At 71.9% G+C, this 23124-nt stretch carries 23 protein-coding genes, 1 tRNA gene and 1 pseudogene; 17 read left to right on the top strand and 8 right to left on the bottom strand.

Going from position 1 to position 23124, the window contains the following annotated elements; all coding sequences use genetic code 11:
* The first annotated feature begins 133 nt into the window (after positions 1-133).
* Complete coding sequence (locus D7044_RS30805; RefSeq protein ID WP_120673440.1) at positions 134-589, top strand: DUF4383 domain-containing protein; 456 nt, start codon at positions 134-136, stop codon at positions 587-589.
* A gap of 258 nt (positions 590-847) precedes the next feature.
* Positions 848-1324 (top strand): DUF4383 domain-containing protein, encoded by a 477-nt coding sequence (locus D7044_RS30800; RefSeq protein ID WP_120673439.1) that lies wholly within the window; start codon positions 848-850, stop codon positions 1322-1324.
* A 33-nt stretch (positions 1325-1357) separates the two neighbouring features.
* Here the strand turns inward: D7044_RS30800 and D7044_RS30795 are convergent, their stop codons facing one another.
* Positions 1358-2047 carry a TetR/AcrR family transcriptional regulator gene (locus D7044_RS30795; RefSeq protein ID WP_120673935.1) on the bottom strand — a complete coding sequence of 230 codons (690 nt, stop codon included), beginning with the start codon at positions 2045-2047 and terminating at the stop codon, positions 1358-1360.
* Between the two features lie 226 nt (positions 2048-2273).
* Entirely contained in the window at positions 2274-3230 is a 957-nt protein-coding gene (locus D7044_RS30790) for an acyl-CoA desaturase (protein ID WP_120690991.1), read from the bottom strand.
* Positions 3231-3363: 133 nt separating this feature from the next.
* Between D7044_RS30790 and D7044_RS30785 the strand changes: the two genes are divergently transcribed.
* The 9 genes from D7044_RS30785 (at position 3364) to D7044_RS30745 (ending at position 11777) form a co-directional block, all read left to right on the top strand.
* Positions 3364-4074: a helix-turn-helix domain-containing protein gene (locus tag D7044_RS30785; RefSeq protein WP_120690990.1), complete on the top strand. Its 711-nt coding sequence runs from the start codon at positions 3364-3366 to the stop codon at positions 4072-4074.
* Between the two features lie 42 nt (positions 4075-4116).
* Positions 4117-4187, top strand: a tRNA-Gln gene (locus D7044_RS30780).
* Between the two features lie 73 nt (positions 4188-4260).
* A complete protein-coding gene (gene glmU, locus D7044_RS30775; RefSeq protein ID WP_120690989.1) occupies positions 4261-5796 on the top strand; it encodes a bifunctional UDP-N-acetylglucosamine diphosphorylase/glucosamine-1-phosphate N-acetyltransferase GlmU in 1536 nt (511 codons plus the stop codon).
* Between the two features lie 59 nt (positions 5797-5855).
* On the top strand, positions 5856-6836 hold the full coding sequence (locus D7044_RS30770) for a ribose-phosphate diphosphokinase (protein ID WP_120673435.1): 981 nt from the start codon (positions 5856-5858) through the stop codon (positions 6834-6836).
* 297 nt (positions 6837-7133) lie between these two features.
* Complete coding sequence (locus D7044_RS30765) at positions 7134-7832, top strand: 50S ribosomal protein L25/general stress protein Ctc (RefSeq protein ID WP_120673434.1); 699 nt, start codon at positions 7134-7136, stop codon at positions 7830-7832.
* A gap of 95 nt (positions 7833-7927) precedes the next feature.
* Positions 7928-8518 carry an aminoacyl-tRNA hydrolase gene (gene pth / locus D7044_RS30760; protein WP_120690988.1) on the top strand — a complete coding sequence of 197 codons (591 nt, stop codon included), beginning with the start codon at positions 7928-7930 and terminating at the stop codon, positions 8516-8518.
* A 123-nt stretch (positions 8519-8641) separates the two neighbouring features.
* Positions 8642-9472 carry an inositol monophosphatase family protein gene (locus tag D7044_RS30755; protein ID WP_120690987.1) on the top strand — a complete coding sequence of 277 codons (831 nt, stop codon included), beginning with the start codon at positions 8642-8644 and terminating at the stop codon, positions 9470-9472.
* A gap of 74 nt (positions 9473-9546) precedes the next feature.
* Entirely contained in the window at positions 9547-10455 is a 909-nt protein-coding gene (cysD, locus tag D7044_RS30750; RefSeq protein ID WP_120690986.1) for a sulfate adenylyltransferase subunit CysD, read from the top strand.
* The gene (locus tag D7044_RS30745; protein ID WP_120690985.1) at positions 10455-11777 is read left to right on the top strand and encodes a sulfate adenylyltransferase subunit 1; all 1323 of its coding nucleotides are present in this window, start codon (positions 10455-10457) and stop codon (positions 11775-11777) included. The genes cysD and D7044_RS30745 overlap by 1 nt, the downstream gene beginning before the upstream one ends.
* A gap of 24 nt (positions 11778-11801) precedes the next feature.
* On the opposite strand, the gene D7044_RS30740 is transcribed toward D7044_RS30745, so the two are convergent.
* The 3 genes from D7044_RS30740 to galE form a co-directional block, all read right to left on the bottom strand.
* The gene (locus D7044_RS30740) at positions 11802-12935 is read right to left on the bottom strand and encodes a tetratricopeptide repeat protein (protein WP_158610047.1); all 1134 of its coding nucleotides are present in this window, start codon (positions 12933-12935) and stop codon (positions 11802-11804) included.
* 152 nt (positions 12936-13087) lie between these two features.
* The gene (galK, locus tag D7044_RS30735) at positions 13088-14245 is read right to left on the bottom strand and encodes a galactokinase (RefSeq protein ID WP_120690983.1); all 1158 of its coding nucleotides are present in this window, start codon (positions 14243-14245) and stop codon (positions 13088-13090) included.
* On the bottom strand, positions 14242-15225 hold the full coding sequence (gene galE, locus D7044_RS30730; RefSeq protein ID WP_120673427.1) for a UDP-glucose 4-epimerase GalE: 984 nt from the start codon (positions 15223-15225) through the stop codon (positions 14242-14244). Before galE ends, galK begins: the two co-directional genes overlap by 4 nt.
* A gap of 235 nt (positions 15226-15460) precedes the next feature.
* On the opposite strand from galE, the gene D7044_RS30725 reads away from it, so the two are divergent.
* The 6 genes from D7044_RS30725 to D7044_RS30700 all read left to right on the top strand — a co-directional run bounded on the left by D7044_RS30725 (position 15461) and on the right by D7044_RS30700 (position 20081).
* Positions 15461-16486: a hemolysin family protein gene (locus D7044_RS30725; RefSeq protein WP_120690982.1), complete on the top strand. Its 1026-nt coding sequence runs from the start codon at positions 15461-15463 to the stop codon at positions 16484-16486.
* A 33-nt stretch (positions 16487-16519) separates the two neighbouring features.
* Positions 16520-17545: a tryptophan--tRNA ligase gene (gene trpS, locus D7044_RS30720; RefSeq protein ID WP_120690981.1), complete on the top strand. Its 1026-nt coding sequence runs from the start codon at positions 16520-16522 to the stop codon at positions 17543-17545.
* 37 nt (positions 17546-17582) lie between these two features.
* On the top strand, positions 17583-18158 hold the full coding sequence (locus D7044_RS30715; protein ID WP_120673424.1) for a 2'-5' RNA ligase family protein: 576 nt from the start codon (positions 17583-17585) through the stop codon (positions 18156-18158).
* Positions 18159-18227: 69 nt separating this feature from the next.
* Entirely contained in the window at positions 18228-19151 is a 924-nt protein-coding gene (locus D7044_RS30710) for a YihY/virulence factor BrkB family protein (RefSeq protein ID WP_120673423.1), read from the top strand.
* A gap of 16 nt (positions 19152-19167) precedes the next feature.
* Complete coding sequence (locus tag D7044_RS30705) at positions 19168-19536, top strand: GntR family transcriptional regulator (protein ID WP_120673422.1); 369 nt, start codon at positions 19168-19170, stop codon at positions 19534-19536.
* Between the two features lie 101 nt (positions 19537-19637).
* Entirely contained in the window at positions 19638-20081 is a 444-nt protein-coding gene (locus D7044_RS30700; protein WP_120673421.1) for a hypothetical protein, read from the top strand.
* 10 nt (positions 20082-20091) lie between these two features.
* On the opposite strand, the gene D7044_RS30695 is transcribed toward D7044_RS30700, so the two are convergent.
* The 3 genes and pseudogenes from D7044_RS30695 to D7044_RS30685 all read right to left on the bottom strand — a co-directional run.
* Complete coding sequence (locus D7044_RS30695) at positions 20092-20460, bottom strand: VOC family protein (protein ID WP_120690980.1); 369 nt, start codon at positions 20458-20460, stop codon at positions 20092-20094.
* A 258-nt stretch (positions 20461-20718) separates the two neighbouring features.
* Positions 20719-22350 (bottom strand): glycoside hydrolase family 13 protein, encoded by a 1632-nt coding sequence (locus D7044_RS30690; RefSeq protein WP_120690979.1) that lies wholly within the window; start codon positions 22348-22350, stop codon positions 20719-20721.
* 148 nt (positions 22351-22498) lie between these two features.
* Positions 22499-23124 (bottom strand): annotated as a pseudogene (locus D7044_RS30685) (substrate-binding domain-containing protein); the annotation flags it as partial.

The following is a 23124-nucleotide window of genomic DNA, read 5'->3' as shown; positions in this document are numbered from 1 at the left end:
GCCGCTCCGCCATCGACGGTGGCGGCCCGGCCGGTGGCCGCCACCCCAGGTGGGCCCCCGTGTGCCGCGTCACACTCCGACGTGCGGGACAATCGTCGTCGACCCTCACCCGAACGGCGTTGGAGACTCAGACATGGCCCATACCCCCGTCAACCACCCCGCGCGGCCGATCTACCGGGCGATCGGCGGGCTGACCGGTCTGTACCTGGTGGTCTTCGGTGCGCTCGGCGTGATCACGAGCGCCGGCGACGAGCTCTTCGCCCAGGACGGCACCCAGGTCCTCGGCCAGGGCACGAACCTCGGGTTCTCGCTGGTCAGCATCGTGCTCGGGCTGATCGTGCTGGCCGGTACCGCGCTCGGCCGCAACATCGACGTGGTGATCGACCAGTGGCTGGCGTACCTGATGATGATCGTCAGCCTCGGCGGCCTCGCCTTCATCCGGACCGACGCGAACTTCTTCAACTTCAACATCCCGACCGTCATCGTCTTCATGGCGGCCAGCCTGGTGCTGCTCGTCGCCGGCATGTACGGCAAGGTCGGTACCGACGAGGAGCAGGAGGCGTGGCAGAAGGCCCGCCTGGTGCTCTGATCTTCTGGTCGCGCTGCTGCCTCTCTGCTTGCGCTTCTGGTTTCGCCGGAGCCCGACCCGCTCCGGGCGGTCAGGCTTGATCCCTCCGCGGGTCGGGCTCCGGCGAAACCCGTTCCTGGTCCCGCTACGTCCGGCCGTTCCTGGCGGATGCGCGGGACCTTTCGTGTTTGTGGGCAGACCAGTCTGTTCGCCGGACAGTCGGTCGTCCTGCGGGCGACAATCCTCCGGAACCGGTCAACTCGGGCGGAGGAGAGGCTCATGGCGCATTTTCCGGTGAACCATCCGGCGCGACCGATCTACCGCGTCCTCTCCGGGCTCATCGGGCTCTACATCCTGGTCTTCGGCGCCTGGGGAATCGCGCAGACCGCCGGACAGTTCCTCTTCGCCCGCGAGAGCAACTGGGTGCTCGGCCTCCGCACCAACCTCGCGTTCTCCATCGCGTCGGTGATCTTCGGAGCCTTCCTGCTGATCGGTGCCTCCCGCCGCACCAACCTCGGCCACTACATGAACCTGACCGCCGGCATCGTCTTCCTGGTCACCAGCATCCTCATGATGTCGGTGCTGCAGACCGGAGCGAACTTCCTGAACTTCTCGATGTCGACAGTGATCGTGTCGATGCTCTTCGGCCTGGTGCTGCTCGGCACCGGCCTCTACGACAAGGTCGGCCCACCGGAGCTCGCCGAGGCGGAACAACGCCACCGGGACAAGCAGATCTCCGAGGCGAACACGCCCTGACCCGACGCGACCGCCCCCGCCCGAGGCGCGGGCTCAGCGCTTCCGGGAGGAGATGAGGGTCGGCTTCGACTCCAGGTGCGACAACCCGTTCCAGGCCAGGTTCACCAGGTGCGCGGCGACCGTCTCCTTGCGCGGCTTACGGACCTCCAGCCACCAGCGACCGGTCAACGCCACCATCCCGACGAGCGCCTGCGAATAGAGCTCGGCCAGCTTCGGGTCGTACCCCCGGCTCTTGTACTCGGCACCCAGGATGTGTTCGACCTGATGCGCCACGTCGTTGAGCACGCTGCTGAAGTTGCCCGTCGCCGCCATCAACGGCGACTCGCGGACCAGCACCCGGAAGCCGCTCGTCTCCTCCTCGATGTAGCTGAGCAGCGCCATCGCCGCCTGCTCCAGCAGCTCCCTCGGGTGGCCCGCGGTCAACGCCGTGGTGATCCGGTCCAGCAGAGCCCGGACCTCCCGGTCCACCACCACCGCGTAGAGCCCCTCCTTGCCGCCGAAGTGCTCGTAGACCACCGGCTTCGACACCTTCGCCCGCGCCGCCACCTCCTCCACGGAGGTCGCGTCGAAACCGCGCTCGGCGAAGAGCTGCCGTCCGATCGCGATCAGCTGTTCCCGGCGCTGGGCCGCCGACATGCGGACCCGGGAGGAGGGCTTGCCGCCAGCCGTGCCCGCCGACCTTCGCCGGCTCGTGCCACCTTCGCTGCCCAAGACATCCGCCATCTCGTCACCTCGCCGGCGCTCGGTGACGCCCTGCCGTGGGATGGTGCCTCCGCTGTACCCGCTCACTCCGCCGCCTCACTGGCGTACGGCCGGAAGGCGCACGAGCGCCGTCCGACCGTACCCGCCGCGTGCCCGGCCCCCCTGACGCCGTGCCGCGCGGCATTCCCCCCGCTTGGTTCGGTCACCGGGCCATACTGCCAGGTAACCGTCGAGTCCATTCCCCGGATCATCCCGCCGACGGTGACACCATCTTCGCCGCGAGGCGCTCCGGCTTCGGCCAGCGCACGTCGTACGCCGCTCCGGACTTCTCCAGGAACCAGATGACCCGGGCCGAGATGTCCACCTGACCGCGCAGTACGCCGTGCCGCGCGCACGTCGGGTCGGCGTGGTGCAGGTTGTGCCAGCTCTCGCCGAAGGAGAGGATCGCCAGCGGCCAGAAGTTCGCCGCCCGGTCGCCCTGCCGCATCGCGAAGGGCCGCTCGCCGTAGACGTGGCAGACCGAGTTGATCGCCCAGGTGACGTGGTGCAGCAGCGCGATGCGGACCAGTCCGGCCCAGAAGAGCGCGGTCAGCGCGCCCTGCCACGACCAGGTCAGCAGGCCGCCCATCAGCGCCGGGCCGAGGATCGAGATCGTCACCAGCAGCGGGAAGAGCTGGTCGACCCGCCTGATGTCGCGGTCGGCGATCAGGTCCGGCGCGAACCGTTCCCGGTTGGACAGCTCCCGGCTGAACATCCAGCCGAGGTGCGCGTGGAAGAGGCCACGGGTCAGACCCCAGACGCTCTCGCCGAACCGCCACGGGGAGTGCGGGTCACCCTCCAGATCGGAGAAGGCGTGGTGACGACGGTGGTCGGCCACCCACTGGATGATCTCGCCCTGCACCGAGAGTGAGCCGCTGACCGCCAGCGCGACGCGCAGGCCGCGCCGTGCCTTGAAGGAGCCGTGAGTGAAGTAGCGGTGGTAGCCGACCGTCACGCCGAGCCCGGAGATCACGTACCAGAACGCCGCGATGCCCACGTCGGTCCAGCTCAGCCAGCCACCCCAGGCGACCGGCACGGCGGCGACGAGGGCCCCGAACGGGATCACCACGAAGAGCCAGAGCGCGACGAGAATGCCAGGTGACTGCACGCCCTGGGTGAGTGGCTTCGGTCCGGATGCTTTCGGTTCGAGCAGGGTGGTCGACATGGCACCTCGCAGCAGTGGGGAGTAGGGGAACAACGCAAGCTACGCCTACGTCACCGTAACTTACGCAACCGTAGATCGCACGGGGAAGTTCGCGAGAGGCTTTGTCGTACCGCCCCCCCCCTAGCGTCGACCCATGACCGATCCCTATCCCGAGGACGACCTGTACGCGCAAGCCGTCCGTCTGCGGTCGCAGGGCTGCTCGGTGCCATCGATCGCGCAGCGGCTGGGGGTGGCCAAGTCGACCGCCTACCGCTGGGTGGGACACATGCCTCTGCCGGACGACGAGGAGGCCCGGGCCCGGCGGCGAGCGCACTCGAAGGTCATGACCGACGCGCAGTGGGCCGGTCATCGGGCCGCGCGGGACGCGGCTCGGGCGGAGACCGTGGCCGCGACCGCGGGGTGGGTCAAGCATCTGCGCTACCGGGAACTGGTTCTCATCGGCGCGGCGATCTACTGGGCCGAGGGCACGAAGGCGAAGCCATGGCGTCTCAACGACTGTCGGGTCAGGTTCGTCAACAGCGACCCCACACTCGTCACGCTGTTCCTGCGCTTCGTGGCGGCGATGGGCGTGCCGCGGGCCGACCTGCGGTTTCGGGTCAGCATCCACGAGACGGCCGACGCGCCGGAGGCTGTGCGCTGGTGGTCGACCCTTGTCGGAGCATCTCCGGAGGAGTTCCAGCCCACCGTCCTCAAGCGGCACCGGCCAGCCACGAATCGGCAGAACACCGGCGACGGCTACCGGGGGTGCCTCGCGGTCGAGGTGGCGAAGTCGAGCCGCCTGTACTGGAAGATAGAAGGGATCATGAAAGGAATGGGCGATGGCGTGCCGCCGCCGGGACGCTAAGGTGTAGAGGGCGACGGCTGTTGGCTTTGCCTGTTTTGACCGTCCCGGGTCGTCTAATGGCAGGACGTCAGGTTTTGGTCCTGATTGTAGGGGTTCGAGTCCTCTCCCGGGAGCTTCTGCTCGTCGGCCTTCGGGGTCTGGTTAGCATGACCGCGGAAGTGTCGCCGTCCCGACGGGAGACCGGTCGTGTCCCAGCCCCACCATCGCACCGTCGTCGTGCTCGCCGCCGGTGAGGGCAAACGGATGAAATCGGCGCTGCCCAAGGTGCTGCACCCGTTGCTCGGACGTACGCTGCTCGGCCACGTGTTGAGCGCGGCGGCGCCGTTGGGCGCGGACCGGACCGTGGTGGTGGTCGGGCACGGCGCCGACCAGGTCGGCGGGCACCTCGCCGAGATCGCGCCGGACGTCGTTCCGGTGCTCCAGGCCGAGCAGCTCGGCACCGGTCACGCGGTACGGATCGCGCTGGAGGCCGTACCGGACGCCACCGGCACGGTCGTCGTGATCAACGGTGACGTGCCGCTGCTGCGCCCGGAGACGGTGAGCGCGCTGGTGCACGCGCACGAGCAGGCCGGCGCCGCCGCGACGGTGCTCGCCGCCGAGGTGCCCGACCCGACCGGCCTGGGCCGGATCGTGCGGTCCGCCGACGGTCGGCTGGAGCAGATCGTCGAGGAGCGGGACGCCACCCCGGCGCAGCGCGCCGTCCGGGAGATCAACGCCGGCAGCTACGCGTTCGACGTGGTGCGGCTGCGGGACGCGCTGGGCAAGCTCTCCACCGACAACGAGCAGGGCGAGGAGTACCTGACCGACGTCTTCGGCCTGCTGAACTCGGCGGGGGAGCCGGTGGCCGTGCACGTCGCGCCGGACCACGTGGAGACGCTGGGCTGCAACGACCGGGTCGAGTTGGCGGCGCTGCGCCGGCTGCTGCGCGACCGGATCAACGAGGGCTGGATGCGCACCGGGGTGAGTCTGCTCGACCCGGAGACCACCTGGATCGACGTGACGGTCGCGCTGGACCGGGACGCGGTGGTCGACCAGAACACCCAGCTGCGCGGCGCCACCGTGGTCGGCTCCGGCGCCGTGGTCGGCCCGGACGTGACGTTGATCGACACGGTGGTGGGCGAGGGCGCGACGGTGCTGCGCAGCCACGCGGTGGGCGCGGAGGTCGGTCCGGGCGCGAGCGTCGGCCCGTACGCGTACCTGCGTCCGGATGCGCGCCTGGCGGAGAAGTCGAAGGTCGGGACCTTCGTCGAGGTGAAGAACTCCGAGGTGGGGCCGGGCGCGAAGGTGCCGCACCTGTCGTACGTGGGGGACGCGACGATCGGCGCGAAGGCGAACATCGGCGCCGCGACGATCTTCGTGAACTACGACGGGGTCAACAAGAACCGGACGATCGTCGGCGAGGGGGCGTTCATCGGCTGCGACACGAGCCTGATCGCGCCGGTCGAGGTGGGTGCCGGTGCGTACATCGCGGCGGGCAGCGCGATCAGCAAGGACGTGTCGCCGGGGGCGTTGGGGGTCACCCGGGCGCCGCAGCGCGAGATCGAGGGCTGGGTGACGCGCAAGCGCCCCGGCACGGTGTCGGCGGCGGCGGCCGAGCGGGCGCTGCGTGCCGCCGAGGGTGCGTCGGCGGGGACCGTGGCGGCAAGCGAAGGTGAGGCAATCCACGGGGATGGCCGGGCGCTGGGCGGGGAATCACCCGAGGGAGATACTGCAACCGACTAGGCCCCGGCCCACCACCACCGCGCGCCGGGCATCACCGACCAACGGGAGCAGACGGGCCCATGGGCAGCATCGTCGCTGAAAACCGCAAGAGCCTGATGCTCTTCACCGGACGTGGCTTTCCGGAGCTGGCCAAGGAGATCGGGGAGGTGCTCGGCGTCGCCCCGACGCCCACCGACGCGTACGACTTCGCCAACGGCGAGATCTTCGTCCGGTATCGCGACTCGGTGCGTGGTTCGGACGCCTTCGTGGTGCAGTCCGTCACGCACGGCGTGAACACCTGGGTCATGGAGACCCTGATCATGATCGACGCGCTGAAGCGCGGCTCGGCCAAGCGGATCACCGTGGTCCTGCCGTTCTACCCGTACGCGCGGCAGGACAAGAAGCACCGGGGCCGGGAGCCGATCTCGGCCCGGTTGATCGCCGACCTGCTGAAGACCGCGGGGGCGAACCGGATCCTCACCGTGGATCTGCACACCGCGCAGATCCAGGGTTTCTTCGACGGTCCGGTCGATCACCTCTTCGCGATGGACGTGCTGGCCGAGTACGTCGAGCGGCAGTACGCCGGCCGGCCGATGACGGTGGTCGCGCCGGACTCGGGCCGGGTGCGGGTCGCCGAGCGCTGGACGGACCGGCTGGGCGGTTGTCCGCTGGCCTTCATCCACAAGACCCGGGACCCGCTGAAGCCGAACCAGGTGGTGGCGAACCGGGTGGTCGGTGACGTCGAGGGTCGGGTCTGCCTGATCGTGGACGACATGATCGACACGGGCGGCACGATCTGCAAGGCGGCGGACATCCTCAAGGAGTCCGGCGCCGCCGACGTGATCGTCGCGTCGACGCACGCGCTGCTGAGCGATCCGGCGACGGAGCGGTTGAAGAACAGCCCGATCAGCGAGGTCGTGGTGACCAACACGCTGCCGCTGCCGCCGGAGAAGCAGCTCGACAAGATCACCGTGCTGTCGATCGCGCCGCTGCTCGCCCGGGCGATCCGCGAGGTCTTCGACGACGGTTCGGTGACCACGCTCTTCGGCGGTCTCAGCTGAGTTCTGTCGCGTCTCCGGCGGTCGTCGTGGCCGGCCGCCGGAGCCGGCGGAGCTGACCTGCGAGGCGTAGCCGGCGGTGATATGGGGACTGGCGGAGAGCCGGGATTTCGCTCGGGTAGACTAGTGCGGTTGCCACGGCGAGGGTGCCCGGCGGGCCGCTGAGGAAGCGCCGCACGGAGGCACCGTCATCGACGCGGTGCTCCGGGCAGTCGTTCATGACGCATGAGCCCCAGCGAGCCCCTCGCCCCAGCACCGCCAGTCGACAAACCGCCGCAGCGAAGCATCAGGAGTTTCCCCGTGTCCGAGGTAAAGATCAGCGCCGAGCCCCGTACCGAGTTCGGCAAGGGTGGTGCCCGTCGTACCCGCCGGGCCGGCAAGGTGCCCGCCGTGCTGTACGGCCACGGCGAGAAGCCGAAGCACATCGCGCTGCCGTCCCGCGAGTTCGCTGCCGCGATCCGCAAGGGCGGCGCGAACCAGCTCTTCGCGATCGAGGTGAGCGACGGCACCCAGGTGCTGGCGCTGCCGAAGGCGATTCAGCGTGACCCGATCAAGGACACCTTCGAGCACGTCGACCTGCTGCTCGTCCGCCGCGGCGAGAAGGTCACCGTCGAGGTCCCGGTCGAGCTGACCGGCGAGGCCGCGAAGGACACGCTGATCGTGCACGACCACGACACCCTCTCGGTGACCGCCGACGCCACCAAGGTGCCGGACCACCTGGAGGCGTCGATCGAGGGCGCCGAGCCGGGTGCGCAGGTCACCGCGGGCGACGTGACCCTCCCGGCGGGCGTCGAGCTGGCCGCCGACCCGGAGCTGCCGGTCGCCACGGTGACCGCCGCCCCGACCGCGGAGCAGCTCGAGGCGACGCTGCCCGAGGTCGAGGAGGCCACCGAGGAGGCCGAGGCCGAGGTCGGCGAGGTCACCGAGGCTTCGGAGGGCGCCGAGGCCGCTCCGGCTGCCGAGGGCGAGGAGAACGCCGAGGCGCGTACCGGGGCCTGATCCGGTCGGTTTTCACGTGCGACAGGCGTCCCCGCGTTCGGGGGCGCCTGTCGGCGTATCGGGGTCGGGTCGGTGGGACGTGGAAAGGTTGGGTCGTGACGGACGAGGCGGGGCCGTGGCTGGTGGTCGGCCTGGGCAACCCGGGTCGGGAGTACGCCGGTAACCGGCACAACGTCGGTTTCATGGTGGCGGAGCTGCTCGCGCAGCGGGTGGGCGCGAAGTTCGGTCGACACCGGCGGGCCGTGGCGGAGGTCGCGGAGGGTCGGCTCGGTTTCGGTGGTCCCCGGTTGGTGCTGGTGAAGCCGTTGACCTACATGAACCTCTCCGGTGGGCCGGTGGCGGCCTTGGCCCAGTTCTACAAGGTGGTGCCGGGGCAGGTCGTCGCGGTCCACGACGAGCTGGACATCGGGTACGGGCAGCTGCGGGTGAAGTGCGGCGGCGGCGAGGGCGGGCACAACGGGTTGCGTTCGATGACCAAGTCGCTCGGTACGAAGGAGTACGTCCGGGTCCGGTTCGGCATCGGCCGGCCACCGGGACGGCAGGATCCGGCCGACTTCGTACTGTCGGATTTCAGCGCGGTCGAGCGTAAGGAACTCGAGTTCCTGGTCGATCGGGCCGCTGACGTGGTGGAGTCGGTCGTCACCCGAGGCGTGGAGCCGACGCAGAACCTGTACCACGGCGCCTGACGCGGGCGGGGCGTACCCGTTCGGCGGCTGCGGGCCGGTAGTCTGCGCCTTTCGATGTGTGGCGACCGGCGGCGCGGGTCGCGGGGGACGAACCGGGCCGTGGCGAGGCGACGGGAGCGGACCATGGACAGTCCTCCGACGATCGACGGCGCGTTCGCCCGGTGGCTCGCGGCCCGGGCGGGTCAGGCGCTGCTGGCGTTGCGCGCGGAGCTGGGTTTCGCCGATCCGGGCGCGTTGAAGTCGGCGGGGGACAAGGTCTCGCACGAGCTGATCCGCACCGAGCTGGCGAAGTGGCGTCCCGGCGACGCGGTGCTCTCGGAGGAGGACGAGGGGTCGCGGTTGGCCTGGGCGGCGGAGCTGACCCCCGAGGGGGTGTCCCGGCTGGCCGCGGAGCGGGTGTGGATCGTCGATCCGCTGGACGGCACCCGGGAGTACGCCGAGGACGGGCGGTCGGACTGGGCGGTGCACGTGGCGCTCTGGTCGCGTAGCGCGGCGAGCCCGCACGGGCTGGTGGCCGGCGCGGTGGGGTTGCCCGCGCAGCAGCGGGTGCTGGCCACGGACTACCCGCCGGCGTACCCGCCGATGACGGTGGAGGCGGCGGCGGCCGGTAGCCGGATGATCCGGTTGGCGGCGAGCCGGAGCCGGCCGCCGGTGTTCCTCACCGATCTGGCCGACGACGTGGGGGCGCACCTGGTGCCGATGGGTTCGGCGGGCGCGAAGATCGCCGCGGTGGTGACCGGTGAGGTGGACGCGTACATCCACGCGGGTGGCCAGTACGAGTGGGATTCGGCCGCGCCGGTCGCTGTGGCGACGGCCACCGGACTGCACGCTTCCCGGATCGACGGTTCTGCGCTGAAATACAACGAAGCGGATCCACGCCTGCCCGACCTGCTGGTGTGTCGTCGGGATCTCGCCCCCCGGTTGCTTGCGGCGCTGCAGAGGCATTCCGGGTAGCCTGTGCCCAGTTCTTGACTTCCCCGACCGGAAAGGTCTGGAAATCGGATGAGCGAGCGAATCGAGCCCGGGTCATGACCGCGCCCGCCTACCAGGTCTCCCACCTGGACGCGTTGGAGGCGGAGAGCATCTTCGTGATGCGTGAGGTGGTCGCCGAGATGGAGCGGCCGGTGCTGCTCTTCTCGGGCGGCAAGGATTCGATCGTGATGCTGCGCCTGGCGCAGAAGGCGTTCGCCCCGGCGAACGTGCCCTTCCCGGTGATGCATGTGGACACCGGGCACAACTTCCCGGAGGTCCTGGAGTACCGCGACCAGCGGGTGGCGGAGCTCGGGCTGCAGCTGGTGGTGGCGAGCGTGCCGGAGGCGCTGGCGCGCGGCGTGGTCCGCGAGTCGCCGGACGGGACGCGGAACCGGATCCAGACCCCGGTGCTGCTGGCGGCGGTGGAGCAGCACCGCTTCGACGCCCTCTTCGGCGGCGCGCGGCGCGACGAGGAGAAGGCCCGCGCGAAGGAGCGGGTGTTCAGCTTCCGTGACGAGTTCGGCCAGTGGGATCCGAAGAACCAGCGTCCGGAGTTGTGGGCGCTCTACAACGGCCGGCACCATCCGGGTGAGTCGATCCGGGTCTTCCCGCTCTCCAACTGGACGGAGCTGGACGTCTGGCACTACATCGCGCGGGAGCGGATCCCGTTGCCGGCGATCTACTACGCGCACGAGCGCGAGATGATCGAGCGCGACGGGATGCTCTACGCGGTCAACGAGTTCCTCCGGCCGCGGGCCGGCGAGGAGTTGTTCAAGGAGCGGGTGCGGTACCGCACGGTGGGCGACGCGTCCTGCACGGCAGCGGTGCGCTCCGACGCGGACACGGTGGAGAAGGTCATCGAGGAGGTGGCGGCGACCCGGATCACCGAGCGGGGCGCGACCCGTGGTGACGACCGGGTCAGCGAGGCCGCCATGGAGGACCGCAAGCGGGAGGGCTACTTCTGATGACCGTCGAGACCACCGCGTCGCCCGGCGCGGACGCCGCCACCGGTGGCGAACCCGCCCCCCGACGCATGGACCTGCTGCGCTTCGCCACCGCGGGCAGCGTGGACGACGGCAAGTCGACGCTGATCGGCCGGCTGCTCTATGACACGAAGTCGCTCTTCACCGACCAGTTGGCCGCGGTGGAGGCGGTCAGCGCCGCACGGGGCGACGAGTACACGAACCTGGCGCTGCTCACCGACGGCCTGCGGGCGGAGCGGGAGCAGGGCATCACCATCGACGTGGCGTACCGGTACTTCGCCACGCCGCGGCGGAAGTTCATCATCGCCGACACCCCGGGGCACATCCAGTACACCCGGAACATGGTCACCGGGGCGTCCACGGCGGACCTGGCGCTGATCCTGGTCGACGCCCGCAAGGGCCTGGTGGAGCAGTCCCGCCGGCACGCCTTCCTCTGCTCCCTGCTGCGCGTGCCGCACCTGGTGCTCTGTGTCAACAAGATGGACCTGGTCGACTTCTCCCAGGACGTCTTCGAGCGGATCGCGGACGAGTTCACCGCGTTCGCCGCGAAGCTCGACGTGCCGGATCTGACGGTGGTACCGGTCTCCGCGCTCAACGGCGACAACATCGTCAGCCGGTCGCCGAACATGCCGTGGTACGAGGGCCCGGCGCTGCTGCACCACCTGGAGCGGGTGCACATCGCGAGTGACCGCAACCTGGTCGACGTGCGGTTCCCGGTGCAGTACGTGATCCGTCCGCAGTCCACCACCGTCACCGACTACCGGGGCTACGCGGGTCAGGTCGCCTCGGGGGTGCTCAAGGCGGGTGACGAGGTGATGGTGCTGCCGTCGGGCTTCACCAGCCGGATCGCGTCGGTGGAGACCGCCGACGGGCCGGTCGCGGAGGCGTTCCCGCCGATGTCGGTCACGGTACGGCTGACCGACGAGATCGACATCTCCCGGGGCGACCTGATCTGCCGGCCGAACAACGCGCCGGCGGTGGCGCAGGACATCGAGGCGATGGTCTGCTGGATGGACGAGACCCGCCCGTTGCAGGTCGGCGGCAAGTACGCGATCAAGCACACCACCCGCTCGGCGCGCGCGATCGTGCGCGGCCTGCACTACCGGCTCGACATCAACTCGCTGCACCGCGACGAGTCGGCGGGTGAGCTGCGGCTCAACGAGATCGGCCGGGTCCGGCTGCGGACCACGGTGCCGCTGCTCGCCGACGAGTACCGCCGGAACCGCACCACTGGCGGTTTCGTCATCATCGACGAGACGACCAACCGGACGGTCGGCGCCGGCATGATCGTCGAGGCGGGTTGAGGCAGCGGTCCGGGGCGCCGACGGTCAGCGCCTCGGGTCGGCGGCGACGGTGAGGGTGGTGCGGGCGGCGAGCCTCGTCCAGACCTGGTAACCGAGCCAGCGGAGCGCTGGGCCGGCCCGGCGGCCCAGCTGCCGCACCAGGCGGACGACGAGGACCAGGCCGGCCGGGCCCAGGAGCAGGCCGGCCACTGCGCCGGCCGGGCTCTCCGTCGCGGTGGCGAGACCGTTGACCAGCAGCCCCGCCGCGGCGAGCACTGTCAGCGCCAGGCAGACCACGACCGTGCGGCAGCCGAGCTGCCGGCGCAGCTGCCACCGCAGCGCCGCCGGTTGCCGTCGCCGGTTCAGTAGCGCCGCCGCGGCCAGCACCGGCAGGACGAGCAGCGCGGTGCCGAGCCGCACGGGGCGGCCCACGTCGGTGAGCAGCGCGAAGAGCGCCCAGTGCGCCACGGCGGCGAGCGTCACCGCGTCGAAGAGCCGCCACCACAGCGCGGCGGCGGTCACCGCGTGCCGTACGGCCGCCGGCCCGTCCTGCGGATCGGCGGCGAGCGTCGCGGTGAAGCCGCGGGCGGCCCGGCCGGTGCGGTCCTGCCCGGCGTCGAGCAGGGCGAGCTGGTGCAGGGCCGGCTCGAACGACGGGTCCAGCGCCAACGCCCGACCACAGGCCGCGCGGGCGGCGCGCAGCCGACCCATGCGGATGTGCAGCAGGGCGTCGAGCAGGTGCGCGGTGGGGACCTGCGGGGCGAGCTCCAGCGCGGTGTCGGCGTGCCGACGGGCGACCACGACGCGGGTGGGGTTGCCGAGGGCGAGGAGCGCCTCGGCCAGCAGGGCGTGCGCCTCCCAGGAGCCCGGTGACCGTTCCAGCGCGGCGTGCGCGGCCGAGGCCGCATAGGCGGGCTGGTCGGCCGCGAGCAGGATCCGGGCCTTCTCGACGAGCAGGTGCTCCTGGGTGACGGAGAAGCCGAGCGCCTGGTCGATCAGGCGCATGGCCTCGGCGTACCGGCCCAGGACGCGGTGACAGCGGGCCAGCATGAACAGCACCCCGGCGTGCTGGGGCTGCCCGGCCAGCACACCGCGCAGCACCGTCACCGCCTCGTCGTGCCGCCCGAGGTCCATCAGCGCCCCCGCGCGCTGCTGTGCGGCGAATCCGACGTCGGTCACGTCGCCTCCTCTGCTCCGGGGCGACACCATATCGACAGTCGCTGCTGGACGGTCCAGCGGCCGGACCGCCGAACAGCTTGCGGGCTCCTTCACGGAAAGAGTGGCTGTCCAGCGTCGGAGAGCCACTCTTTCCGTGAAGGAGGGGGACGGGGTCAGGTCAGGCGGACGGCGCCGGGGGCGGGGAGCACGGTGAGGTGGTCGGGGGCGCGGAAGCCCTGCTCGGCGTAGGCGGCGGTGACCGCGTCGGCGACCGGGTCGGCGGCGTCGGCCTCGACGAGGGCGAGGACGCAGCCGCCGAAGCCGCCGCCGGTCATCCGGGCACCGAGCGCGCCCGCGGCGAGCGCCGCCTCGACCGCCGTGTCGATCTCGGGCACGGTGATCTCGAAGTCGTCGCGCATCGAGACGTGCGAGGCGGTGAGCAGCGGGCCGATCTCGCGGACCCGGCCGGCGCGCAGCAGCGCCACGGTGTCGAGCACCCGCTGGTCCTCGGTGACCACGTGCCGGACCCGGCGGCGGGTCTCCGGGTCGTCGAGGCGGGCGAGCGCGGTGTCGAGCTGGTCGACGGTGACGTCGCGCAGCGCGGGCACGCCGAGCCGCTCGGCGCCGGCCTCGCAGGACTTGCGGCGGGCAGCGTACTCGCCGTCGGCGTGCCGGTGCGGGGCGTGGCTGTCGACGACCAGCATGGCGAGCCCGGCGCCCCGCAGGTCGAAGGGGATGTGTTCGACGCCCTCGCTGCGGCAGTCGAGGAAGAGCGCGTGCCCGTCGCGGCAGCGGATGGAGGCCGACTGGTCCATGATCCCGGTCGGCGCGCCGACGTAGTGGTTCTCGGCGCGCTGGGCGAGCCGGGGCTGCCGCTCGGCGGGCAGGTCGAGGCCGCCCAGGTCGACCAGGGCGGTCAGCACCGCCGCCTCCAGCGCCGCCGACGAGGAGAGCCCGGCGCCGAGCGGCACGTCGGAGGTGATGGCGAGGCGCGCGCCGGGCACGTCGTGCCCCGCTTCGCGCAGCGCCCAGACGACCCCGGCGACGTACGCGCCCCAGCCGGCGACCCGACCGGGTTCGTCGACCTCGTCGGCGCCGAAGTCGATCGTCTCGCCGGAGAGCTCCGACCAGACCGTCCAGCGCGCGCCCTCCTGCCGGTCGGCGGCCGCCACCGTACGCAGGGGCAGCGCGAAGGGGAGCACGAAGCCGTCGTTGTAGTCGGTGTGCTCGCCGATCAGGTTGACCCGTCCGGGGGCCGCCCACTGGCCGGCCGGCGGCGCGCCGAACTCCCGGCGGAAGCCGGTGGTGGCGCGGTCGGCGACGTCGGTCATGCCTGCTCCAGGAGGTGCGTGCGGTAGAAGGTCCAGGCGTCGCCGACCATGTCGTGCAGGGTCGGCTTCTGCGGCACCCAGCCCAGCTCCTCGCGGGCCAGCCGGGACGAGGCCACCAGCTCGGCGGGGTCGCCCTCGCGGCGCGGCGCCATCTCGACCGGCAGCGGGTGCCCGGTCACCTCGCGGACCACGTCGACCACCTGCCGGTTGGTGAACCCGTTGCCGTTACCGAGGTTGTAGACCCGGTGCTGACCGGCGGTGGCGGCGTCCAGGGCGAGCAGGTGGGCCCGGGCCAGGTCGGCGACGTGGATGTAGTCGCGGACGCAGGTGCCGTCGGCGGTGGGGTAGTCGTCGCCGAAGAGCTGCAGCTTCTCCCGCCGGCCGGCGGCGACCTCCAGCGCGATCGGGATCAGGTGGGTCTCGGGGTCGTGCCGCTCGCCGAGCGCGACGTCGCCGGTGAGGTGGGCGCCCGCCACGTTGAAGTAGCGCAGCGAGACGGCGGCCAGGCCGTGCCCGATCGCCTCGGAGGTGAGCGCCATGTCGACGGCGAGCTTGGTCGCCCCGTACGTGTTGGTCGGCGCCTTCACCGCGGTCTCCGGGATCGGCAGCTCGGTCGGGTTGCCGTAGACGGCGGCCGTGGAGGAGAAGACCATCCGTGGAATCCCGGCGGCCCGGACCGCGTCGATCAGCGCGAGCGACCCGACGGTGTTGTTGTGCCAGTAGAGCTCGGGCTTGACCATCGACTCGCCGGCGGCGATGAGCGCGGCGAAGTGCAGCACGCCGTCGAAGCCGGCTTCCCGGGTGAGCACCTGCGCCGCCTCGTGGATGGGCAGGTCGACGTGGGTGGCGTCGGGGGCGAGCGCGACGCGGTAGCCGGTGCGCAGGTCGTCGAGGACGACCACCTCGTGACCGGCGTCGAGCAGCATCCTGGTCACGACACTGCCGATGTAGCCGGCGCCACCGGTGACGAGCAGTTTCACGTCGACTCCTCCTGCCTGGCCGGCTCACGCAGCGGCCGGTGTCGGTGCTCACCCTACGGGCGGGTGGTCGACCCGGCGCTTCCCACCGGGCAACCCGATTCCATCATAAACTCTCACGATCCAACAGAGTTGAACACGTGTGGGGGTTCGACGGCGGCGGGCGGACGGCGGCGGGCCGCGCCACGGCCGGTGGGAAACCCGGTGCCGGAACGTCCCGCTGTCTACCATCTCTGACATGCGGGAAGCGGGCGGCCCCGAGCGCCGGCGACGCGCCCGGCGACGGCCGGGCCGGGACCCGGGGCCGTTCGCCCGGGCCGTGGCCCGGATGGTGGTACGGGCCGCCGACGCCGCCACGCGCCGCGTCACCGACCTGCTCGGCGCGAGCCCGGCGGCCGGCCGGGAGCGGATCAGCGAGGCCGACCTGCGTGACCTGGTGGCCGCGAACACCCTGCTCGACGCCGACGAGCGCCGGATCATCGACGAGGTGCTCGTCGCCGGGGCGCGGCTGATCCGCGAGGTGATGATGCCCCGCACCGAAGTGGTCTTCCTGCCCGCCGGGCTGACCATCGCGGAGGCGGCCCGGCTGGTACGGGCCGAGCCGCACACCCGCTACCCGGTCACCGACGGCACCCACGACGACGTGGTCGGCCTCGTCCACCTGCGGGACGTGCTGCTGCGGCCGGAGGCCGACCCGTGCGTCGGCGTGGGCGAGCTGGCCCGCGAGGTGAAACGGCTGCCCGGCAGCAAGCGGGTGCTCGCCGCGCTGACCGAGATGCGCCGGGAGGGGCACCACCTCGCGGTGGTGGTCGACGAGTACGGCGGCACGGCCGGCATCGTGACGCTCGAAGACCTCATCGAGGAGCTGGTCGGCGAGATCCACGACGAGTACGACGGCACGTTCGACCCGGTGCGCGCCGGGCTGCCCACCGTGCTGGACGGGCGGCTCAACCTCGCCGACTTCGCCGAGCGCACCGGGATCACGCTGCCGCCGGGGCCGTACGAGACGGTCGGCGGATACGTGATGGCCGCGCTGGGCCGGCTGCCCGTCGCCGGTGACGAGGTGCCGGTGGCGCCCGGCCCGGCCGACGCCGGCGCCGGCGAGCCGGGTGACCCGCCCGGCGGGTGGCTGCTGCGGGTGCTCGCCCTGGAGGGGCGACGGGCGGCCCGGATCGCGGTCTCCGTCGCCCGGCTGCCGGAGCAGCGACGCGAGGTGACGACGCCCACGGTGACCGGCAGGGCGCGACCCGCCGGGCCGTCATGACGCCCGCCCGGGCGGGCTGACAGAATTGGCGTCATGCCCGACGTTCCCGCCCGCCCCCGCGTCTTCTCCGGCATCCAGCCGACCGCCGACTCGTTCCACCTCGGCAACTACCTGGGCGCGCTGCGGCACTGGGTGGCGTTGCAGGAGACCCACGAGGCGTTCTACTGCGTGGTCGACCTGCACGCGATCACCGCCGGGCACGACCCGAAGGTGCTCCGGCAGCGGTCCCGGGTCGCCGCCGCGCAGCTCTTCGCGCTCGGCCTCGACCCGGAGCGCAGCACCCTCTTCGTCCAGTCGCAGGTGCCCGAGCACCCGCAGCTGGCCTGGGTGCTCGGCTGCATCACCGGTTTCGGCGAGGCGAGCCGGATGACCCAGTTCAAGGACAAGTCGCAGAAGCAGGGCAGCGACCGCTCCAGCGTCGGCCTCTTCACCTACCCGATCCTGCAGGCCGCCGACATCCTGCTCTACCAGGCCGACGCGGTGCCGGTCGGCGAGGACCAGCGCCAGCACCTGGAGCTCTCCCGGGACCTCGCGCAGCGGTTCAACTCGCTCTTCGGCAAGACCTTCACCGTGCCCGCGCCGCACATCGTGAAGGACACTGCCAAGATCACCGATCTGCAGGAGCCGACCGCGAAGATGTCGAAGTCGTCGTCCTCGCCGGCCGGCATCATCGACCTGCTGGAGGAGCCGGCCCGTACGGCCAAGAAGATCCGCTCGGCGGTCACCGACACCGGTCGGGAGATCGTCTTCGACGCCGAGGGCAAGCCGGGCATCGCCAACCTGCTGACCATCTACTCGGCACTCTCCGGTCGGGACATCGACGACCTGGTCGCCGCGTACGCCGGCAAGGGCTACGGCGACCTCAAGAAGGACCTCGCCGAGGTGGTCACCGAGTTCGTCCGCCCGATCCAGGAACGCACGAACGGCTACCTGGACGACCCGGCCCAGCTGGACAAGCTGCTCGCCGCCGGTGCGGAGAAGGCGCGAACGGTGGCCGGCCCGACGCTGCGGGCCGCGTACGAACGGATCGGTTTCTTCCCGCCGGTGCGCGGCGAGTAGCGCCGCGACGCGGCGCGGGACGGGTGGAGACGGGCCGGTGGCCGGAGAGGTGGCGCGCAGCGTGGATCGCAGGGGCGGGGCGCCCGCAGCGGGCGACCTCATCCAGATCGGGGTCGCGGTCGACATCCCGCAGCCGTGGGGCGCTCAGCTCACCCGGCGACGCGCGGAGGCCGGCGACCCCCAGGCGGCGGACATCCCCGCCCACGTGACGCTGCTCGGCCCGACCGAGATACCGGCCGCCGCCCTACCCGCCGTGGAACGGCACCTGGCCGAGGTCGCCGCCGCCCACCTGCCGTTCACCCTGCACCTGCGCGGCACCGGCACGTTCCGCCCGGTGACGCAGGTGGTCTTCGTGGCGGTGGCGGCCGGGATCAGCGAGTGCGAGCTGCTCGCCGCCGCGATCAGCGCCGCCCCGGAGCTGCACCGCGAAGCGCGCTTCCCCTACCACCCGCACGTCACCGTGGCGCAGGACGTCGCGCCCGAGGCATTGGACAAGGTGTACGAGGACCTCGCCGACTTCTCCGCGATGTTCGACGTGGCGTCGTTCACCCTGTTCCTGCACAGCGGGCAGGCCCGCTGGCAGCCACGACGGGACTTCCGGCTGGGCGGCTGACCGGTCGGCCGGCGGGCGCGCCCGCGAGGGTTACCCCCACGGCGCGGCGACATCGGCGAGGATGACGGCGTGAACGTGATCGGCCGGATCGAGGCGGGCATCGACCGCTGGGTCAGTGCCGGCCGGCGCCGGTCGGCGGTCTTCGACCACGTGTGGCGCGCCGGTGCGCGCTACGCGGAGGTGCTCGGCGGTCGGCTGGCGGCCGCGATCGCCTACTACGGCTTCTTCGCGGTCTTCGCGCTCGCCCTCGTCGTGTACGCCATCTTCGGCGCGACCCTGGACGACAACAGCGAGTTCAGCGTGGCCGCGAGCAACTTCCTCCGGGACAACCTGCCGTTCCTCGACCCGGCGCAGATCGCCGACAGCAGCGGCACGGTCGGTGTGGTCGGTCTGATCATCCTGACCTTCACGGGGATCGGTTGGATCGAGGCGATCCGCTCCTCCCAGCGGCTGATCTACGGGTTCAACCAGCAGCCCGGCAACCTGGTGATCCGCCGGCTGGTCGACATCGGCGTGATGGTCCTCGTCTTCGTGCTGCTCGGCCTCTCGGTGGCGGCGGTCGACACGCTCGAGTCGGTGCTGCGTTTCCTGCTGCGCAGCACCGGGTCGTTCGGGCTGACCACGTTGAGCGCGGTGCTCAGCGTGGTGGTCAACGCGGTCCTCGCCGCGCTGCTGCTCGTCGCGGTGCCCCGGCTGCGGATGAGCCGGTCGCGGCTGCGCCCGGTGGTGCTGCTCGTCGCGATCGGCATCACGCTGCTCAACACGGTCGGCCGCTACTACGTCGTCCGCACCGAGCGGAGCCCGGCGTACACGGTGGTGGCCGGCGCGGTCGGGCTGCTGCTCTACCTCTACCTGCTCAACCAGCTACTGCTCTTCGGCGCGGCGCTCGCCGCCACCAGCTCCCGGGGCCGGGTGGTCGACCTGGCGGAGGGCCCGGCGCCGGCGGACCTCGACGAGCAGGTCGATCCCGGCACCCCCGGAGGTGCCAGTTGAGGACAGGGAGCCCGACATGCTGATCTCCGTCGATCTGGATTCGTCGGTGCCGCCGTACGAGCAGGTGCGCGCTCAGCTCGCCGAGATGATCGGGGACGGGCGGCTCCCGGTGGGCACCCGGCTGCCCACCGTGCGGCAACTCGCCGCGGATCTCACGCTGGCCCCGAACACGGTGGCCCGGGCGTACCGGGAGTTGGAGGGGAGTGGGCTGCTCGAGACGCGGGGCCGTAACGGCACGTTCGTGGCGCCGGGGCGGGACGACGCGATCGACCGGCTCCAGCGCTCGGCCGCCGAGTACGCTCTCACGGCCCGCCGGCTCGGTGTGCCACCCGGTGCGGCGCTCGCGTTGGTCCGCGCCGCCCTGGACGCGTCCCGCCCCGGCTGAGCCGCCAGGTCGACGGAGCGGAGCGCGGCACGAGGCGGGGCGAGAGGGAGGATCGGGCGAATGCCGCACGGCGGCCCACGATGACGGACGATGATGGGCCGGTGGGGGCACTCGTGACGTTGGACCTGCCGAGCGACTCGCCGATGCTCGGTCTCCCGTGGATCATCACGTTCGGCCCGCTCGGCGATGTCGACGAGTGGGAGCCGGTGGTCTGCGGCCCGTACGAACGGCCGCACGCCCTCGCCCTGGCCGAGGCGGTGGTGGCCGAGGAGCAGCTGATGGCGGTGGTCGAGCCGCTGCTGCCGGCGCTCTCGGCCGAGGAGATCCGCAGTGAGATCGCTGCCGCGCAGATCGCCGCGGTCGACGAGGCCACCCAGGTCGACCAGGCCGATCTCTACGGAGACTTCGAGGACATCATCGACGAGGAGTTGGACGCGGCGGCGGACGAGGCCGGCCGGGGCGAGCCGACGGTGCCACCGACCGAGGCCGAGCTGCGGGCCGGGTTCCGGCGGATCGCCGAGATCCTAACCGCCAAGGGCTCCTGACCTGGGGCGATCAGGGTCGGCTCGGTGCCTGGTCCAGCACGCAGAATTCGTTGCCCTCGGGGTCGGCGAGCACCACGAACTGCTCGTCGCCGGTCTGCCCGACGTCTGCCCGCCGCGCACCGAGCGAGACGAGCCGCCGTACCTCCGTGTCCGCGTCACCGTCGCTGACCAGGTCGAGGTGGAGGCGGTTCTTGCCACGCTTGGCGGTGCCCGAGCCCTGCAGCCACACGGTCGGTCCATCGCCGGCCGCCTGCGGGTAGAGCTTCGCGCTGCCGTCCCCGCCCTGCTCGACGCGGTAGCCGAGCGCGGCGGACCAGAACGCCGCCATGACGTCGACCTCCTCGACGTCGACGGTGTACTGCGCCACCCGTACCACCATCTCGACACCTCCCACCCTCGCCGCGGCGACGGTCTCCGCGATCTTGGAATTTCGCGGCCCCGCCGAGGGCGTAACCGTTCCAAGATCTTCAGTAGCTGGCCCACCGCCCACTGTGCTCGGCGGTAAGGTCACCGGCGCCCCGCGGAGCGGACTCCGCGAGACGCCGGCATCACCTCACCCCACCACAAGGGGTCGGTGCCCCAGCCGCCCGCCGGCGCGGAGCACGACGGACGACCAGGTCGCTTACGGGTTACCCGCTCAGCGCCGTTCGAACCACGCAGCCGAGTCGACAGGTAGCAGATGGCCCCCGCTCGCCGCGGCGAGCGGTTCGCTCGCGACGGCCGGTTCGCCGTACCCGCTGACCGGGATCGGCGCGCCGCTGATGTTGACCACACAGGTCAGCTCGGTGTCGCCGGCGGAGCGGGAGAAGGCGAGCACGCCTGGTTCGGTGTCGAGCCAGGTGATGCCGCCTTCGGCGGCCAGCGCCGGATGGGCACGCCGGATCCGCAGCGCGTCGCGGTAGAGCTCCAGCGTCGAATCGGGTACGCCGAGCTGGGCGGCGACCGAGAGCGCGGCCCAGGTGGCGGGGGCCGGCAGCCAGCTCGACTCGCACCCCGCTGGCCCGAAGCCGTACGGGGGCAGGTCACCACTCCACGGGATCGGCACCCGGCAGCCGTCCCGGCTCTCGCCGGTGCGCCGGAACGCCGGGTCCTGGCGCAGCTCGTCGGGGAGGTCGAGCACCTCGGGCAGGCCCAGCTCCTCGCCCTGGTAGAGGTATGCGCAGCCGGGCAGCGCGAGCATCAGCAGCGCGGCGGCGCGGGCGCGGCGCAGCCCGTCGGGACCGTCGCCGTAGCGGGTGACGTGCCGCTGCTTGTCGTGGTTGGAGAGCACCCAGGTGGTCGGCGCGCCGACGATGGTCGCCTCGGCGAGCGCCGTGTCGATCACCTTGCGGAACGACTCGGCCGACCAGGTGGCGTCGAGGAAGTCGAAGCTGAAGGCCTGGTGCAGCTCGTCCGGGCCGATGTAGCGGGCCAGCCGCTGCGGCGTCTCGGCCCACGCCTCGGCGACCGCCATCCGGCCGCCCGGGTAGCTGTCCAGGATGGGTCGCCAGGCGCGGTAGATCTCGTGGACCTCGTCCTGGTCGAAGTAGGGGAGCCGGCCCTTGCCGAGCAGCTCGACCTGACGCCGGCCGGTGGTCATCGTGCTGAACCCGACGTCGGGCAGCCCCGCCGCCTTGATCATTCCGTGGGCCACGTCGATGCGGAAGCCGTCCACGCCGCGGTCCAGCCAGAACCGCAGGATCTCCTCGAACTCGGCGCGGACCTCGGGGTGTCGCCAGTCGAGGTCGGGTTGGGCCGGGTCGAAGAGGTGCAGGTACCACTGGCCGTCCGCGACGCGCGTCCAGGCCGGCCCGCCGAAGATGCTCTCCCAGTCGTTCGGTGGCTCCTCGCCGTGCTCGCCCCGGCCCTCGGCGAAGAGGTACCGGGCGCGCTCCGGCGAGCCGGGTCCGGCGGCGAGCGCGGCGACGAACCAGGGGTGCGCGCTCGACGTGTGGTTGGGCACGAGGTCGACGATGATCCGCAGCCCGAGGGCGTGGGCGTCGCCGACCATCGCCTCGAAGTCGGCGAGCGTGCCGAAGCTCGGGTCGACGTCGCGGTAGTCGGCCACGTCGTAACCGCCGTCGACCATCGGCGAGGTGTAGAAGGGCGTCAGCCAGAGCGCGTCGACTCCGAGGTCCCGCAGGTACGGCAGTCGCTGCCGGATCCCGGGGAGGTCGCCGACGCCGTCGCCGTTGGCGTCGGCGAAGCTGCGCACGTAGACCTGGTAGACGACCGCCGACCGCCACCAGTCGGGGTCGGCGGTCGGCGGGGTGGGGTGGCTGGCGGTCATCGGTGCGATCCCCGTTCTCAGGCGCGGTAGGGCGGCACCCGGCACACCGGTGGGCGCGGGCGGGAGCAGAATGCCGGTCGGGTGTTGCAAGAGTCAAGCAGGCCTTGCGTAAGGCTTGCGGCTGCTCCCGGCCGAGAACGGGCCGCCGTCAGGCTGTGGCGGCGAGCGTGGCCGGGGCCGGCCGGGCGGCCGCGTGCGGCCGGGTCGGTGCGACCGCGGTGGAGCCCCGGACCACCAGCTCGGGGCGGAAGAGGTACTCGGAGTGCGGGGCGCCGTGCCCGTTGATCTCGTCGACCAGTGCCCGGACGGCGGCCACCGACATCGCGGTGACCGGCTGCCGCATGGTGGTCAGCGGCGGGTCGGTGAAGGCCATCAGCGGTGAGTCGTCGTAGCCGACCACGGAGAGGTCGGTCGGTACGGAGAGGCCGCGCTGCCGGGCCGCCCGGACCGCGCCCAGCGCCATCAGGTCCGAGCCGCAGACGACGCCGGTGACGCCCCGGTCGAGCAGCCGTCCGGCGGCCGCCTCGCCACCCTCGACGCCGAAGAGGCTCAGCTCGGCGAGCTCGTCCAGTTCGGACCCGGCGAGGCCGGCGAGCCGGGTCATCGCGGCGCGCCAGCCGGCGACCTTGCGGCGTACCGGCACGAAGCGGTCCGGTGATCAGGCCGATCCGGCGGTGCCCGAGCGCCACCAGGTGCGCGACGGCCAGCTCGGCGGCCTCGCCGTCGTCGCAGGAGACGAAGGGTGCGGGCACGTCCGGCACGTAGCCGTTGATC

The sequence above is a fragment of the Micromonospora musae genome, from assembly GCF_003626635.1.
GTDB lineage: Bacteria > Actinomycetota > Actinomycetes > Mycobacteriales > Micromonosporaceae > Micromonospora > Micromonospora musae.
This window is presented reverse-complemented; position numbering and strand designations above follow the sequence as displayed.